This window comes from uncultured Dechloromonas sp. (assembly GCF_945957265.1).
GTDB lineage: Bacteria > Pseudomonadota > Gammaproteobacteria > Burkholderiales > Rhodocyclaceae > Azonexus.
The window spans coordinates 23,377-37,823 of sequence record NZ_CAMFKO010000009.1; the positions used below are offsets into that span (position 1 = coordinate 23,377).

Below are 14,447 nucleotides of genomic sequence, written 5' to 3' on the forward strand. Positions count from 1 at the left end.
TGACTTACTCGGCGGTGCCTTCGCGCAGTTGCTTGCGGCGGATCAGCAGCGCCAGCATCATGCAGACGAAGATGATCAGCAGCAGGCCGTAGCCCCAGTACGGGTAGGAGAAGGTCGAGAACTGCGCGACCTTGCCTTCGCCGAAGACGGTGGGCATGAAGGGCTTGACCGTGAAGGCGCCCCACGGGTGCAGGTTGTGGCCGAAGAACCACAGCCAGCCGGCGTAGGTGATGACGAAGAAAGCTGGGAGCAGGGCCGGCACCAGGGCCAGCAGCAGCTGGAAGGAGCGAACCGTTGCGGTGGCGGCAACGACAATCCCCATGACGGCGATCAGGCCGACTATGGCGATCTTGGAGTACAGGGTGACGTTGTCGCCCCACACCTTGATTTTGTCCGGCTCCTTGAAGAAGGTGCCGGCTTCACGGGTGTAATGTTCGACGTGGGCGGCCAGATGGCCCAACACGAACTGGTCGACCAGCATCCAGGCCGCAACGGCTGTGAAACCCACTGCCAGCGTCGCGACGCGCGCCTTTTTCCGGGGCAGCGCGAAAGCCAGCATCATCACCGCGAAGAAACCGAAGAAGAACTTGGCCAGCGGCTTCTCGACCGGTGCGCCGGTGGCGATCGGGAACATCCCGACATAGTGGTTGATGGTGTTCATTTCATGAACGCAGTCGAGGCCCTCGGCACCCTTGTCGACGTTTTTCTGCGCGTCGAGGATGGGGTTGTAGCGCTCGTCGTCATGAGCGAGATCCTTCTGGATGATCTCGTTGGCCATGCGCGTTCCCTTGCCGGCCGCCTTGCAGCCGTTATAGACGCCATCAAAATGGAAATGGATGCGGATGCCGTCCGGGAAGGCATCTTTCGGGTAGTTCGGGGCGGTCAGGGAGACCCACCAGATTGGGGCGAAATAGGCGGCGACCAGGCAGATCAGAGAGATCAGGGTCAGCCCACCGACGATTTTGTTTTGTTTTTCCATGTCGCTGTTCTCTGTTCGTTGCAAACCCGGTTGGTGACCGGGGTTGCGGCTGCCGCGAGGGCAGCCGCGATCCTGCAGTGATGCAGTTTACTTCTTCTTGGCAGCGCCGGCCTTCGGCTTGCACATGTTGCCCGGCATCACCAGGCTGGACTGGTAGGCCGAGATGGCAATCAGCTGGTCATTGGTGTAGGGCTTGATGACCTTGACCATGTCCGGGTTGGCGTTGCGGCGGTGACCGTCGCGGATTTCGGTCATCTGGCGCAGCAGGTACTTGTAGTGCTGGCCGGCGATCACCGGGTAGAACTTTTCCTTCTCGCCTTCGCCGTTCTTGCCGTGGCATTCCAGACACTGCTTTTCATACAGTTCCTTGCCCTGGGCAACCTTGATGGCGGCATCGGCACCTTCGTACTTGCCGTGCTCGATCGGAATGCACAGGCTTTCGATGTAGGCGGAAACGTCGGCGAGTTCCTGCGCGTCGGTCAGCGTGGCGGCAAACGGGTACATCGTCGGGTTGTCGCGCAGACCGGCGCGGATGTCGGCCATCTGCTTGATCAGCACGGTGGTGTGCTGGCCGGCGAGCTGCGGGAAGGTGCCGTCCGGACGACCGGCGCCGGAGGGCAGGTGGCAGGCGCCGCAGACTTCGTAGCCTTCGGCGCCGGCTTTCTTGTCGCCCTTCTTGCTCAGGGCTTCGGACTTTTCGCCGCCCTGGGCGTTCCACTTGTAATCCTTGCCTTCGATGCCCTGTTGGTGCGGAGCGGGGGGGCCGGCAAATGCGACGCCTGCGCTGAGCAGGGCAACCATCAGAAGTGATGCTTTCATGTCAGATATCCTTTTATGGCTAAGTCACTTGGCGTGATAGGCGCATTATCCGATGCGCTATATCAGCAATCCTTGATGTGAGTCATAAGCCCGTCATTCCGGGCTTTCGGCTTATTTCAGCTTCGACAGGTAGTCGGCGAGGGCCTTGATTTCCTCGTCGTTGACCAGCTCCATGACGCCTTTCATGGCGGCCGCCTGGCCGTTGGCGCGAACGCCGCTCTTGATGTCCTTCATCTGCTGTTCGGCATAGGCTGCATTCTGCCCGGCGATCTTCGGGAAAGCGGGGGTCAGGGTCTTCTTGCCATCCTTGCCGTGGCAGGACCAGCAGGTCTTTTCCTGGTACAGGGTGGCGCCATCCGGTGCGGCGAAGGCGGGTGCGGCGACGACCGCGGCGGCGATCAGAGTCATTACAAATTTCATGGTTATTCCCTCCTGAAAGTGAAACGGGGAGCAGATTGACTCCGCTCCCCGATAATTGCCTTAAGTCAGATCAACTTTTGGCTTACTTGACCTTCTTGGCGCCGTTCTGCTCAAGGTAGGTCTTGGCGCGGAGGCCGAGGTCGGCTGCCTTGACCTGGTACTGCCACACTTGCTCAGCCCACAGGTTGGCTTGTTCCCAATCCTTCTTGGCGGCTGCGGCTTCGTGCTTGGCCTTGGCATCCTTCATCTTGCCGAGCTGGTCGGTTGCATCGTCGACCATGGCCACGACATCCGGGAAGTCCTTGAAGTTCACGCTGGTGATGTAACCCACCACGGAATCGATGACGGCCTGGGTGTCAGCAACCTTCTTGACGGTCGCCTTGTAGTCGGCTTCGGTGTAGTTCTGCTTGGCCATCTCGGTCTTGGTCGGCTTCCAGCCCTTCGGCTTGACGAGCAGGTAGCCTTGCATTTCGAGGTGCAGCGCGGAGCAGAATTCCGTGCAGTAGTACGGATAGACGCCTTCCTTGTCGGCCTTGAACTTGACGGTGACCGTCTTGCCCGGTTCCACGGAAGCATGGACGTTGTAGGTCGACACGGTGAAGCCGTGGGTTTCGTCCTGGGCACGTTCGAGGTTGGTCAGGTGGATGGTGATTTCGTCGCCCACTTCAGCCTCGATGGTTTCCGGCGTGATGTGCGAGCGGATCAGCGTACCCTTGACCTCGATCTTGTTGCCCTTCTTGGTGGTGACTTCCTCGCCGGCGCGGACGGCACCCGGGTGCGGCTTGTCCGTGCGGGAGTCGGTACCGACCTTGTAGCGGACGCCCGGCTTCAGCTTGGTGGCGTCGATGGCGACGGCGTAGTGCGGCTCGCCCAGCGGCAGCGGCATGTCGTACAACAGTTGCATCTTGTCGTTCGAGATGTCGATCAGCTGGTGGTTCTGCGGGTGCAGCGGGCCGACCGGCACGAAGCGGTCGATGGCCAGCTTGTTCAGCGCGACCAGGTAACGGCCCTTCGGATCGGCGGAGTCGCCTTCCATGGCCATCAGGTGGCCGATGTTGTAGTGCACCGAGATCTTGTCGAGCACCTTGCCTTCGCAGTAGTTCCACTTGGCGACTTGCGAATCGACGTACAGCGAGGTGTAGGCGATGCAGGACTTGGAATCGTACTGGGTGTGCAGGGGGCCGAGGCCGAGCTGGACTTGCGTGTGCAGCGCGTCCTTCATGCCGATAACCGGGATGCCGTACGGATCCTTGGATTCGAACTTGCCGGCCTTGATGGCGGCCTGGATCTTCTCGAAGGAGTAGACGGAGACGTGGGTGTCCAGCTTGCCGGAAACGACCAGCAGCTTGCCGTCCGGGCTGACGTCGACGCCGTGCGGCGACTTCGGCTCGGGGATCAGGAAGAGGACGCCTTCCTTGACGGAGACATCCATCGGCAGGACCTTGTGGCCGTTGATGGTCTTCGCCTTGCCGGCGGCGACCAGTTCGGCGGCCTTCTTCCAGTTGATCACGTGCAGGTAGTCGGTGTCCTTGGCGGAGCAGCCGGCTTCATACGGCGGACGGCCCTTTTCGATACCGCCGACGTAACGCTCGGAGCAGAAGGAGTTGGTGAAGGACCAGCCGTCGGACGGCCCCTTGCCGGCGTCGGACAAGTCCTGCGAGTACGGCGGCAGTTCGAGGGAGAAGGATTCCTTCGGGTTGATGCGGCCTTCCTTGCGGTCGAACTTCCAGTAGGTCACGCCGCCACGGTACTTCTCGTTGAATTCTTCGAGCGGATAGAACTTCTTGTTTTCCAGCGGAGCGGCGTACTGGGCGGCTTCGATGACGTACTCGGTGTTCGGCGTGACGAAGGCGCCGCCGTGTTCCGACTTGTAGATCGGGTTGACCACGATCTGCTTGGTTTCGAAGTCGCGCAGGTCGATCACGGCGAGGCGCGGGTTGGCCTTGTCGTTGATGAACAGGAACTGACCGTCGTACTTGCCCTGGGTTTCGGAAATGGCCGGGTGGTGCGTATCGCCCCAGTTGATTTCCTTGCCGTCGATGTTGCCCTGGCGCAGCACGGCCTTGGAGTTTTCATCGAAGCCGTAGCCCTGCCACGGTTCCGGGGTGAAGACCGCGAGGTACTTCAGGATGCGCATGGACGGAATGCCATACACGATGACCTGGCCGGACTGGCCGCCCGAGCTGAAGACGACGAATTCATCGCGCTTGCCGGTCGGGACATAGGTCTTGGCCGCGGCCAGCAGGTCCTGCTGGCTCAGGTTACGACGCTTCATCACGTCCTGCAGCGATTCTGCGGACCACGCGGTGGCGGCAAAACCGGCTGCGAGCAGCAACGCAGTTGTTTTCACTGCAAATTTACTCATTTTCATTACTCCCAGACAAGAAGTGAGAACTTCCAATTCCCCCATTACCGCATGTGACAAAATGTCACTGCGACAATATGCCGCACACTCTATTCCCGGGCGTATGTGAAAGAATTGATCTTTGTTAAATTCAAGTTGCTTGTATCGGCGAAAATGCACGCTCCTCAACGCTTTTGTCCGGTTGCGCGACTTTGTGAATAAAAAAATACTGATGGATGTGATCGGCATGGAGTTGATCGCCCTGGTCGTGGTTGCCGGCTACAAGCTGTCGCCGATGCTGCTGCCGAAAGCCGATGTCACCGTGTTTTCCGATCCTGCCTGCAATTTGCAAAAGGCGACCTGTCCGGTGACCCTGCCGTCGGGGGGCAGGATCGAGCTTTCGCTGGGCGCGCGCGCCATTCCGCTGGTCAAGCCGTTCGGGATCGAAGTGACAACCAGCGGCTTCGCGGCGGAGCGCGTCGAGGTCGATTTCGTCGGAGTTGACATGAACATGGGTTACAACCGTCCGGAGCTGGCCTTGCGCGGCGAAGGGCGTTTCGCCGGCGAGACGACCTTGCCGGTCTGCATTTCCGGGCATATGGACTGGCAGGCGACCGTGCTGGTCGAGACGGGCAACCAGCGCATCGCCGTTCCTTACCGCTTTGCCACCGGAGGGCAGGAGTGATGGGCGAACGTTTGCTGGGCCTGGCGGCGATCGTGCTGGCCATTGCCATTGCCGGATTGGCGCTGTTCTGGAAGCCGGAAATGCCCGAGCGGCCGATTCCGCGCGCCCCGCTTGTGGCGGGCGGCAATTTCACCCTGCAGTCGGTGGCCGGCCCCGTTTCGCTGAGCGACTACAAGGGCAAGCTGGTGCTCCTGTATTTCGGCTATACCTATTGCCCGGACGTTTGCCCGACGTCATTGGCGGCGACCGCCGAGGGCCTCAAGCAATTGACGCCGGAAGAGCAGGCCAGGGTCGCGATGATCTTCATTTCGGTGGACCCGAAGCGCGACACGCCGGCGCGACTGAAGGAGTACGCCGAGTTCTTCCATCCGTCCATCGTCGGCGTGACCGGCAATGCCGAGGTTGTCGCCGAGGTTGCGAAGCGCTATGGCGTGTTCTACGCGGAGCAGAAGGTCGACACGGCGGGGGGCGGCTACGTGGTCGACCATTCGTCCGATACCTTCATCGTCGGGCCTGGCGGCGCGGTGGTCGGCAAGATCGCCCATGCCACGCCGCCGGACCAGGTCGTCGTGGCCGTCCGAAAATATTTGAATCAACCGTGAAGGAGTGCAAGTCAATGAAGCGCGTTTCCCTGTTTGCTGCCAGCCTGCTTTTTTCCGCCGGGGTGTTTGCCGGTTCCGCCGACCAGGTCGTGGTCCAGGACCCCTACGTTCGACTCGCTCCGCCCAACGCGCCCGCGACGGGGGCGTTCATGGTGATCAAGAACAACGGCGACAAGGACGTCAAGGTCGTCAAGGCCGAAAACACGGCCTCTAAGGTGACCGAACTGCACACTCACCTGAACGAGGGGGGGGTCATGAAAATGCGCCCGGTGCCCAGCGTCGAGATCAAGGCCAAGGGCGAGGCCGTGCTCAAGCCCGGCGGCATGCACGTGATGCTGATCGACCTCAAGGCCGCCATGAAGGAGGGGGATATCGTCCCGATTACCTTCACCTTCGAGGATGGCAGCACGAAGAAGGTCGACGCCAAGGTGGTTCGCCCGATGGCGGCTGGCGCCCCGATGCCGGAGCACAAGCACTGAGCGGATAGCCCTTCCCCGCCGTTTGCCGGACCGCCGTCCGGCACCCCTCAGGCGCCCATCCGGGCGCCTGATTGCTTTCCGGGCCGCACCGCGCCCTGTCGTCGGGAATCGGGAAGGCCATCGACGGAGCGCACGGGACTTGGTGTTTCCCCTGAATGGCCCGAAAAGGGTGTTGTGCTACCCTTGAGTGCTCCCCACTAGCCTGTCTGACGATGATCGATTCCACCATCAGCCTGCCCGAAATCTTTGCCGCCGCCATTTTCGCCCTGGCGGTGCTACATACCTTCTCGACCAAACTGTTCGCCCATCTCGCGCACGTGCAGCCACGGCATGCGGGCTTGTGGCACCTGCTCGCCGAGGTCGAGGTGGTCTTCGGTTTCTGGGCTTTCGTGCTGCTTGCCGTGCTGTTTGCCCTGACGGGCAAGACCGATGCCATCGATTACATGGAAAGCCGGAATTTCACGGAGCCGCTGTTCGTCTTCGTGATCATGGTCATTGCCGCCAGCCGGCCGATCCTGGAGTTTTGCGGTGCCGCCGTGCGCGGCGTGGCGGGCATGCTGCCGATGGCGCGCGAAGTGGCGATCTTCTTCCTGTGCCTGACGCTGATTCCCTTGCTCGGCTCCTTCATTACCGAACCCGCCGCGATGACCCTGGCGGCGCTCATGTTGCGCGACCGCTACTTTTCGCAAGACATCAGCTCGCGCCTCAAGTACGCAACGCTCGGCGTCCTGTTCGTGAATGTGTCGATCGGCGGCACGCTGACCAGCTTTGGCGCTCCCCCGGTATTGATGGTGGCCGCCACTTGGAGCTGGGATACGGCCTTCATGTTCACGACTTTCGGCTGGAAGGCCGCGCTGGCCGTGCTGCTGAACGCTTCGCTGCTGACCGTCCTTTTCCGTGGCGAATTGGCGGGAACGGCGGGGCAGGGCAAGGCCGCCGACAAGTTGGGCGTGCCGCTTTCGGTCGCCATGATCCATTTGGTGTTTCTCGTCGCGGTGGTGCTTTTTGCCCATCATCCGTCCATCTTCATGGGGATATTCCTGCTCTTCCTCGGCTACACGGAAGCCTATGAGCGCTACCAGGACCGCCTGATCCTGCGCGAAGGCTTGCTGGTGGCGTTTTTCCTGGCCGGCCTGATCGTTCTCGGCGGCCTGCAGCAGTGGTGGCTGCAGAAGACCCTGCTCGGCGTCGAGCCGACGCTCCTGTTTTTCCTGGCCACCGGATTGACGGCGATCACCGACAATGCCGCGCTGACCTACCTGGCTTCGCTGGTCGAGGGGGTGACGCCAGCCTTCCAGTACGCGATCGTGGCCGGCGCCGTGACCGGCGGCGGCCTGACCATCATCGCCAATGCGCCCAACCCTGCGGGCATCGCGATCCTGAAATCCAGCTTTGCCGACGAGTCGGTCAGCCCGCTCGGGCTTTTCCTGGCGGCACTGCCGCCGACGGTGGTCGCCGCCCTCGCGTTTTTGCTGCTCTAGGCGGCGTGCCGTCGCGGCGGCTCAGTTCTTGACGGGCCGTTTCGACAGCTTGCGCTGCAGGGTGCGCCGATGCATCTTCAGCGCCCGTGCCGTCGCCGAGATGTTGCCGTCGTTTTCGTTGAGTACCCGCTGGATGTGTTCCCATTCCAGGCGGTCGACGGAGAGCGGCTCATCGGATATCGGGAGGTCGAAGTCGGGGTCGCCGTCATCGTCGAAGGCCGACAGGATGGCCTCGATCTCGACCGGTTTGGCGAGGTACTGGATGGCGCCCAGCTTCACCGCATCGACGGCCGTGGCAATGCTGGCGTAGCCGGTCAGCACCACGATGCGGCAGTCCGCCCGGATCTCCAGCAGCTTGGGGATCAGCGCCAGCCCGGAGTGGCCGTCGAGGTTGAGATCGAGGATGACGTTGCCGGGCTTGAGTTCGCGGGCCCTGTCCAGCGCCGACTGGACGTCCCGGGCGCCGCAGGCCTTGTAGCCACGGCGTTCCAGGGTGCGGACGAGAATGGTGTTGAAGCTCGGGTCATCGTCGATGACCAGCATCGGTTCGCTCATGGTTTCACTCTTGGCAGTTCGATACGGGCGAGGGCGCCGCCCTCGTCGCGATTGATCAGGGAAAGCCGGCCGCCGAGTTGTTCGATGGCCGTTTTGGTCAGCATCAGGCCGACCCCGCTGCCGCGTTCGTGAACCGGAAAATCGGACTGCCCGCCATGGGCCAGCACGTCGGGCGGGAATCCGGGGCCGCGGTCGCGGATTTCGAAGCAGATTTCGTCGACGCTCCATCCCAGGCGAATCTCCAGGGGGTGGTGGGTGGCGTTGGCGGCATTGTTCAGCAGGTTGAGCAGCGCCTGCTCCAGGCGCGGGTCGGCGACCAGGCTCGGGGCCGGGCCGTCGCTGTCCAGGATCAGCCGGCTGTTGGCCTGCGGACGAGCCGCATGCCAATGCTGGCGCAGGCTTTCCAGCCAGCGGTCGGCCGGGAGCCGTTCGGCGTTTTCCAGGCGTTCGGCGCCGGCGCGTCGCGACAGGCCGGTGATGATCTGCTTGCAGACGCCGATCTGCTGGCGGAGCAGGGCGATGTCGTCGTGAATGGCCGCGGGCAGGTTCGGGTCGTTGGCCAGTTCCCCGGCGAGCAGGGACATGGTGCCGAGCGGCGTGCCCAGTTCATGCGCGGCGCCGGCGGCGAGAGTGCCCATCGCCATCACGCGCTCGTCGCGCAGCGCCTGTTCGCGCGTCGCCGCCAGTTCGGCGTCGCGTTCGCGGATCAGCCGGGTCATGCGCACGATGATCCAGGCAATCATGGCCGCCGAGATGACGAATATCAGCCACATGCCGATCAGGTGCAGGCGGGTCGCACGCGTTGCATCGGTCATCGGCAGGGGTATGAAGAAAACCATCAGCAGCGAGTAGGCGACGATGGCCGTGGCGCTGATGGCGAGCACGCAGCGCGCCGGCAGGGTCAGCGCGGCGATGGCGACCGGCGGCAGGAGCAGGGAGACCAGCGGGTTGGCGGCGCCGCCGCTGAAGAACACGATGGCCGAAAGCGCGCCGATGTCGAACAGCAGCTGGCTGAACAATTCGCCGGTGCTGGCCTGCTCGCTGCGCGCCACGCGCCATTGGGCGAAGGCGTTGAACAGTCCGATCAGGGCGAGGGTGCCGAGCAGCGGCAGTTGCGGAACCGGAATGTCGAGCAGGCCGGGGGCCATCAGGACGAGCTGGATCAGGATGGCCAGGACAACCCAGCGACCCAGCACCAGGCGGCGGAGATTGGCCAGATGGTCGGTGCTTTCCGTTGTGCATGCGCTGATTGCCATGGGGCGAATTATGCGTGATTTGTGTCAATTTACGGATGACGACTTGATGCGACAATTCGCCGCAGCGAACCTTGGAGTGCCTACATGAAGAAAAACCTGCGTCTTGCCGCACTGGCCGCCGCCTTGCTCTGCAGCAGCGGAAGCTTTGCCGTCGAACTCGAGAGAGGCGGCGAGAAAGGCAAGGAGATCAACGGCACCTGCGCCGCCTGCCACAGCGATAACGGGCAGGGCGGGAAGAAGGGCGAGTACCCGCGCATCGCCGGGCAGCAGGTCAAGTACCTCGAGAGCCAGTTGAAGAGCTTCCGGGCGAGGACGCGGGTCAATATCCCGATGTTCCCCTACACCCAGGAGCGCGAGCTGTCGGATGAGGACATCAAGGAAATCGCCGCCTACCTGAGCGCCATCGAGCTGGATACCAAGATGCCGACCTATACCGGCAACGAGGATGCGCTGACCAAGCTGCTGATGGCCGACAAGGTGATGATCATCCCGCGCGCCGAGGGCGACCTGGCCAACGGCGAGAAGATCTACCAGAAGCAGTGCGCCGCCTGCCACGGCAAGACCGGCAAGGGGCGCGGCATGTTCCCGATGCTCGTCGGGCAATACACCAACTACCTGCAACGCCAGGTCGACCTCTATCTGAAGGGCGACCGGCCGCACGACGAGGACGGCACTGTCGGCGTGCTCAACGCGCTCAAGGCGCAGGACATCCAGGATATCCTGGCCTATCTCACCTCGATTCAGGATGCCGGAAAATGAAACATCTCCCGTCGCTTCTTCTCGGCCTGCTGCTGTCGGGCGGCGCCATGGCCCACGGGCATCCGGCGCCGGTCGACGACAGCATGCCCGACGCCCAGAAAATACGTTTCTGCGAACGGGTGCGCGACCATGCCCTGCAGGCCTTCTACAACCGCGACCGCGGCCGCCCGATGAAACTGTTCGACGAGGATGGCAGCGACGGCCCGCGCATCACCAACGCGATCATCCGGCGGATCTACGAAGAGCCGCAGATTTCCAGCCCGAAAAAGGCCGAGGCCTTCGGGCGGGCGACCTGCAACGAGCTGATGGGTACGAAAAACGTCTCAGAGTAGGAAGGGAATGAAGCGCTTGGTGCGCTGCATGTAGTCGGCATACGCCTGGCCGAAGTAGGCCAGGCATTCCTTTTCGTCGGTCGTGGCGGTCAGCCACAGCGCGATGCTCGCGGTCAGGGCGACCGCGGTGCCGGGCAGGCTCGGGTCCTGGAAATAGGCGCCCCAGGCCAGCGCCAGCAGGGACGAGTACATCGGGTGGCGAATGTAGGCAAAGATGCCGTGGGAAACGAGTTGCGTCGTTTTCTCGAATTCGTAGAACGAGCCGTCGTCGCGCCGGGTATCGGGGGCGCCGTCGCGCTGCAGGGTGGCGACGCCAATGACGACCAGGGCGATGCTGCTCAGCAGCAATAGCCACGACGCCAGCTGATGCGGCGAATAGGGAGCGGAACCCCAGACCGTGCGGTTCATGACGAGCAGGCCGAGGATGGCTTCCCAAGCGAAGAAACGGTAGAAACCGTGGCTGCCCGGCTTGCTCAAGGGCTTGCGCGACCACCAGACGATGACGGCCGAGCCGGCGGCGAAAAGGATCAGTTCGTTCATGTCATTCAGCGAAGGCTTGGGTCATCGCGGCGATCATGTAGCCGTGGTCGAGCACGCCGGCGCTTTCGCGGATGCTGTGCATGGCCCACATCGGCGAGCCGACATCGACGCTGGGGATGCCCAACTGGGCGGCGAGGATGGGGCCGATGGTGCTGCCGCAGCCGAGGTCGGTACGGTGCGCGTATTGCTGGCAGGGTACGCCGGCGCGTTGGCAGAGGGCCATGAAGCGGGCGGCGGTCTCGGCCGTCGTGCTGTAGCGCTGGTTGGCATTGCTCTTGATCACCGGGCCGGCATTGACCAGTGCATGGTGGCAGGGCTCGTAGGCGGCCGGGAAGTTCGGGTGCCAGCCATGCGCCATGTCGGCGCTGATGAAAAAGCTGCCGGCCAGCATGCGCCGCCGGTCTTCGTCGTCGAGGCCGAAAGCGCCGGCAAGGCGGCCGAGCACGTCGGCGAGGAAGCTGCCGCCGGCGCCCGTCGCGCTTTCGCTGCCGACTTCCTCGTGATCGAAAAAGGCGACCAGGCAGGTTTGCGCCGGTTCGCGGGCGGCCAGCAGTGCCGACAGTGCGGCATGGCAGGAGGCGAGGTTGTCGAGCTGGCTGTCGGCGATGAATTCGCGGTCCGCACCCCAGAGAGTGCCTTTCTGCGTGTCGTAGGCGGCCAGTTCCCAGGTCAGCAGGTCGTCCGGCGCGACGTCCAGCGCCGCCGCGATCGGCGCGCGGAAACGCTGTTCGGCGCCGGCGTCGCCGGCGACGCCCAGGAGCAGCGGCAGTTCGGTCTGCTTGTTGAACTTGAGGCCGGCTTCATTGACCTCGCGGTTCATGTGGATGGCGAGATTGGGCAGGCGCAGCAGGGGTTCGTCGAAGCGCAGCAGGCGGCTCTCGATGCCGCTGCCGGTGCGGACCGTGACGCGGCCGGCCAGCGCCAGGTCGCGGTCGGCGAAGGTGGCCAGGATGGGGCCGCCGTAGACTTCGACCCCGAGGCGGATCATGCCGCCGGCCTTTTCGGCCGGTTTCGGCTTGAGGCGCAGGCCGGGCGAGTCGGTGTGGGCGCCGATCAGGGTCAGGCCGCGTTCGGCCAGCGGTGCGCTGCCGATGACGAAGGCGATGATCGAGGAGCCACCGCGGGTGACGAAGTAGCGGCCGCCGGCTTGCAGGGACCAGCGGATGGTTTCGTCGAGCGCCTGGTAGCCGGCCGCAAGCAGGCGGGCTTCGCAGGTGGCGACGGCGTGCCATGGGCTGGGGCTGGCGTCGATGAAGTCGAGCAGGTCCCGGGCGGTCAGGTGGGGGTCGGCGTGGGGCATGATGGCGGGTATCGGGTGTCGGCCCGGAATGCTACCGCAGATGCCGGCCGGGCAGAAGGCGGGGGCGGCCGATCGCCCAGCATGGACCGGCCGGGGGGCGAGGCATTCCGCATTCGACCGGCGAAGGCTACACTGCGTCGATGAGCGACATTGTCATTACCCGCAAGCACAGCCTCGGCGTCCGCAAGGCGAGGGTGGCCGCCGAGCGTGTTGCCGCCGACCTGCAGGCCGAGTTCGCGCTCGACTGCGCCTGGCGGGAAGTCAATGTCCTGGCTTTCGAGCGGCCGGGGGTGAACGGCGAGTTGCGGCTGGCGCGGCACGAGGTCGCCTTGTCGGTGCACCTGGGGCTGTACTATCAGCCCTTCCGCGGCGCGCTCGAACGCGAGATTCATGCGTATTTCGACCGGGAGTTCGCTGCCTGATGCAGTGATACGAACGCAGGGGGAGAGGGGGATGTCGGTGGAAAAGATGTCGGCGGTCGATACCGCCTGGTTGCGGATGGACCGGCCATCCAATCTCATGCAGATCGTCGGCGTGATGATCTTCGACGGCGTGCTCGACGAGGCCCGACTGCGCGCGGCCATCGAGCAGCGCCTGCTCGGCTTCGAGCGCTTCCGGCAGACTGTCGGCCAGCAGGGCGGCGCTTACGTCTGGCGCGACGATCCGGATTTCCATCTCGATCACCACCTGCGCCGGGCCATGCTCCCCGGCGCCGCCGGCAAGGCCGAGCTGGAGGCCTTCGTCGCCGATCTCGCCAGCACCCCGCTGAACCCGTCGCGGCCGCTGTGGGAAATGCACCTGGTCGACACGGCCATGGGCGGCCAGGCGCTGGTCATCCGCATCCACCACAGCATTGCCGACGGCATCGCGCTGGTCGGCGTGCTGCTGTCGCTGGCCGACGATGCGCCGGCTCCGCAACGGAGGCCGAGCGGGAGAAGGGTCCGCCACGAGGACGAGCACGATCCGCTCTGGATGGCGCTGTGGCGGCCGGCCAGCGACGCCATGCTCGATGCCATCCGGCTGTCGACCAATCTCTGGGTCAAGTATGTGCGCTTCGTCACCGATCCGCTCAAGGCGCTGGAATACACGCGGCTGGGCAGCGCCATCGCCGGCGAGATCGGCAAGCTGGCGCTGATGGCCGACGATACGCCGACCCGTTTCAAGGGCAAGCCCGGCATCGGCAAGCGGGTCGCCTGGTCGGAACCGATCTCGCTGCCCGAGGTCAAGGCGGTCGGGCGGGTGCTGGGCTGTTCGGTCAACGACATGCTGTTGTCGTCGGCGGCCGGCGCCTTGCGTTCCTATCTGGCCGACAAGGGCGATGCGGTGGAGGATGTCGAGATCCGCGCCCTGGTGCCGGTCAATCTGCGCCGGCCGGAAGACGAGGGGCGGCTCGGCAACCGCTTCGGCCTGGTCGCCCTTGAACTGCCGGTCGGCGTCGAAAACCCGCTCGCCCGGCTGTATGCCACGCGCGACCGGATGCTGGCGCTGAAGGATTCGCTGCAGGCCCCGCTGACGCTGTCCATCCTCGGTGCCGTCGGCATGGCCCCGAAGTTCGCCCAGTCGAAGATCCTCGACCTGCTGGCGAGCAAGGCGACGGCCGTGATGACCAATGTTCCGGGGCCGCAGCAGCCGCTGCATGTGGCCGGGGCGCGACTGAAGCAGCCGCTGTTCTGGGTGCCCCAGTCCGGCGATATCGGCATGGGGGTGTCGATTCTTTCCTACGACAACCGGGTGCAGTTCGGCCTGGTGACCGACAAGGGTCTGGTGCCCGATCCGGAAAACATCGTGGCCCGCTTTGCCGGCGAATTCGAAAAACTGCTGATGCTGGTGCTGATGGAGCCCTGGGCGCGCCTCGCCGACCCGTCGGCCGTCGAGGCGGAGCTGCAGGTTTGAGGG

Annotated in this window: 16 protein-coding genes; 8 read left to right on the forward strand and 8 right to left on the reverse strand. The window is 63.9% G+C overall.

From position 1 onward, the window contains the following. Nucleotides 1–4: 4 nt before the first annotated feature. From Q0P59_RS06740 to nosZ, 4 genes are all read right to left on the reverse strand, one after another. Nucleotides 5–979, reverse strand: coding sequence for a hypothetical protein (locus tag Q0P59_RS06740; protein WP_295004888.1), 975 nt, complete (start codon nt 977–979; stop codon nt 5–7). Nucleotides 980–1,066: 87 nt separating this feature from the next. After that, nucleotides 1,067–1,798 (reverse strand): c-type cytochrome, encoded by a 732-nt coding sequence (locus Q0P59_RS06745; protein WP_295004890.1) that lies wholly within the window; start codon nt 1,796–1,798, stop codon nt 1,067–1,069. A gap of 111 nt (nt 1,799–1,909) precedes the next feature. Beyond that, nucleotides 1,910–2,206 (reverse strand): c-type cytochrome, encoded by a 297-nt coding sequence (locus tag Q0P59_RS06750; protein ID WP_295004892.1) that lies wholly within the window; start codon nt 2,204–2,206, stop codon nt 1,910–1,912. A gap of 94 nt (nt 2,207–2,300) precedes the next feature. Then, the gene (gene nosZ / locus Q0P59_RS06755; RefSeq protein ID WP_295004894.1) at nt 2,301–4,583 is read right to left on the reverse strand and encodes a Sec-dependent nitrous-oxide reductase; all 2,283 of its coding nucleotides are present in this window, start codon (nt 4,581–4,583) and stop codon (nt 2,301–2,303) included. A 193-nt stretch (nt 4,584–4,776) separates the two neighbouring features. Here nosZ and Q0P59_RS06760 point away from each other — a divergent pair, with 193 nt between their 5' ends. The 4 genes from Q0P59_RS06760 to Q0P59_RS06775 all read left to right on the forward strand — a co-directional run bounded on the left by Q0P59_RS06760 (nt 4,777) and on the right by Q0P59_RS06775 (nt 7,809). Next, nucleotides 4,777–5,247 carry a hypothetical protein gene (locus Q0P59_RS06760; RefSeq protein ID WP_295004896.1) on the forward strand — a complete coding sequence of 157 codons (471 nt, stop codon included), beginning with the start codon at nt 4,777–4,779 and terminating at the stop codon, nt 5,245–5,247. After that, the gene (locus Q0P59_RS06765; RefSeq protein ID WP_295004898.1) at nt 5,247–5,849 is read left to right on the forward strand and encodes an SCO family protein; all 603 of its coding nucleotides are present in this window, start codon (nt 5,247–5,249) and stop codon (nt 5,847–5,849) included. The genes Q0P59_RS06760 and Q0P59_RS06765 overlap by 1 nt, the downstream gene beginning before the upstream one ends. Nucleotides 5,850–5,863: 14 nt before the next feature. After that, complete coding sequence (locus Q0P59_RS06770) at nt 5,864–6,328, forward strand: copper chaperone PCu(A)C (RefSeq protein WP_295004900.1); 465 nt, start codon at nt 5,864–5,866, stop codon at nt 6,326–6,328. Nucleotides 6,329–6,540: 212 nt separating this feature from the next. After that, nucleotides 6,541–7,809 (forward strand): putative Na+/H+ antiporter, encoded by a 1,269-nt coding sequence (locus tag Q0P59_RS06775; RefSeq protein WP_295004902.1) that lies wholly within the window; start codon nt 6,541–6,543, stop codon nt 7,807–7,809. Between the two features lie 21 nt (nt 7,810–7,830). Here the strand turns inward: Q0P59_RS06775 and Q0P59_RS06780 are convergent, their stop codons facing one another. Together Q0P59_RS06780 and Q0P59_RS06785 are read right to left on the reverse strand one after the other, a co-directional pair. Then, nucleotides 7,831–8,364, reverse strand: coding sequence for a response regulator (locus Q0P59_RS06780; protein ID WP_295004904.1), 534 nt, complete (start codon nt 8,362–8,364; stop codon nt 7,831–7,833). Then, complete coding sequence (locus Q0P59_RS06785; protein ID WP_295004906.1) at nt 8,361–9,620, reverse strand: ATP-binding protein; 1,260 nt, start codon at nt 9,618–9,620, stop codon at nt 8,361–8,363. The genes Q0P59_RS06780 and Q0P59_RS06785 overlap by 4 nt, the downstream gene beginning before the upstream one ends. An 84-nt stretch (nt 9,621–9,704) precedes the next feature. Between Q0P59_RS06785 and Q0P59_RS06790 the strand changes: the two genes are divergently transcribed. Both Q0P59_RS06790 and Q0P59_RS06795 read left to right on the forward strand, forming a co-directional pair. After that, entirely contained in the window at nt 9,705–10,379 is a 675-nt protein-coding gene (locus tag Q0P59_RS06790) for a c-type cytochrome (RefSeq protein ID WP_295004908.1), read from the forward strand. Further along, nucleotides 10,376–10,711: a hypothetical protein gene (locus Q0P59_RS06795; protein WP_295004910.1), complete on the forward strand. Its 336-nt coding sequence runs from the start codon at nt 10,376–10,378 to the stop codon at nt 10,709–10,711. The genes Q0P59_RS06790 and Q0P59_RS06795 overlap by 4 nt, the downstream gene beginning before the upstream one ends. Here the strand turns inward: Q0P59_RS06795 and Q0P59_RS06800 are convergent. Further along, the gene (locus Q0P59_RS06800; protein ID WP_295004912.1) at nt 10,703–11,251 is read right to left on the reverse strand and encodes an isoprenylcysteine carboxylmethyltransferase family protein; all 549 of its coding nucleotides are present in this window, start codon (nt 11,249–11,251) and stop codon (nt 10,703–10,705) included. The genes Q0P59_RS06795 and Q0P59_RS06800 overlap by 9 nt on opposite strands. Before the next feature lies 1 nt (nt 11,252). Next, nucleotides 11,253–12,551: a M18 family aminopeptidase gene (locus Q0P59_RS06805; protein ID WP_295004914.1), complete on the reverse strand. Its 1,299-nt coding sequence runs from the start codon at nt 12,549–12,551 to the stop codon at nt 11,253–11,255. A 140-nt stretch (nt 12,552–12,691) separates the two neighbouring features. Between Q0P59_RS06805 and Q0P59_RS06810 the strand changes: the two genes are divergently transcribed. Further along, the gene (locus Q0P59_RS06810) at nt 12,692–12,973 is read left to right on the forward strand and encodes a polyhydroxyalkanoic acid system family protein (protein ID WP_295004916.1); all 282 of its coding nucleotides are present in this window, start codon (nt 12,692–12,694) and stop codon (nt 12,971–12,973) included. 31 nt (nt 12,974–13,004) lie between these two features. Next, entirely contained in the window at nt 13,005–14,444 is a 1,440-nt protein-coding gene (locus Q0P59_RS06815; protein WP_295004918.1) for a wax ester/triacylglycerol synthase family O-acyltransferase, read from the forward strand. Nucleotides 14,445–14,447 lie beyond the last annotated feature (3 nt).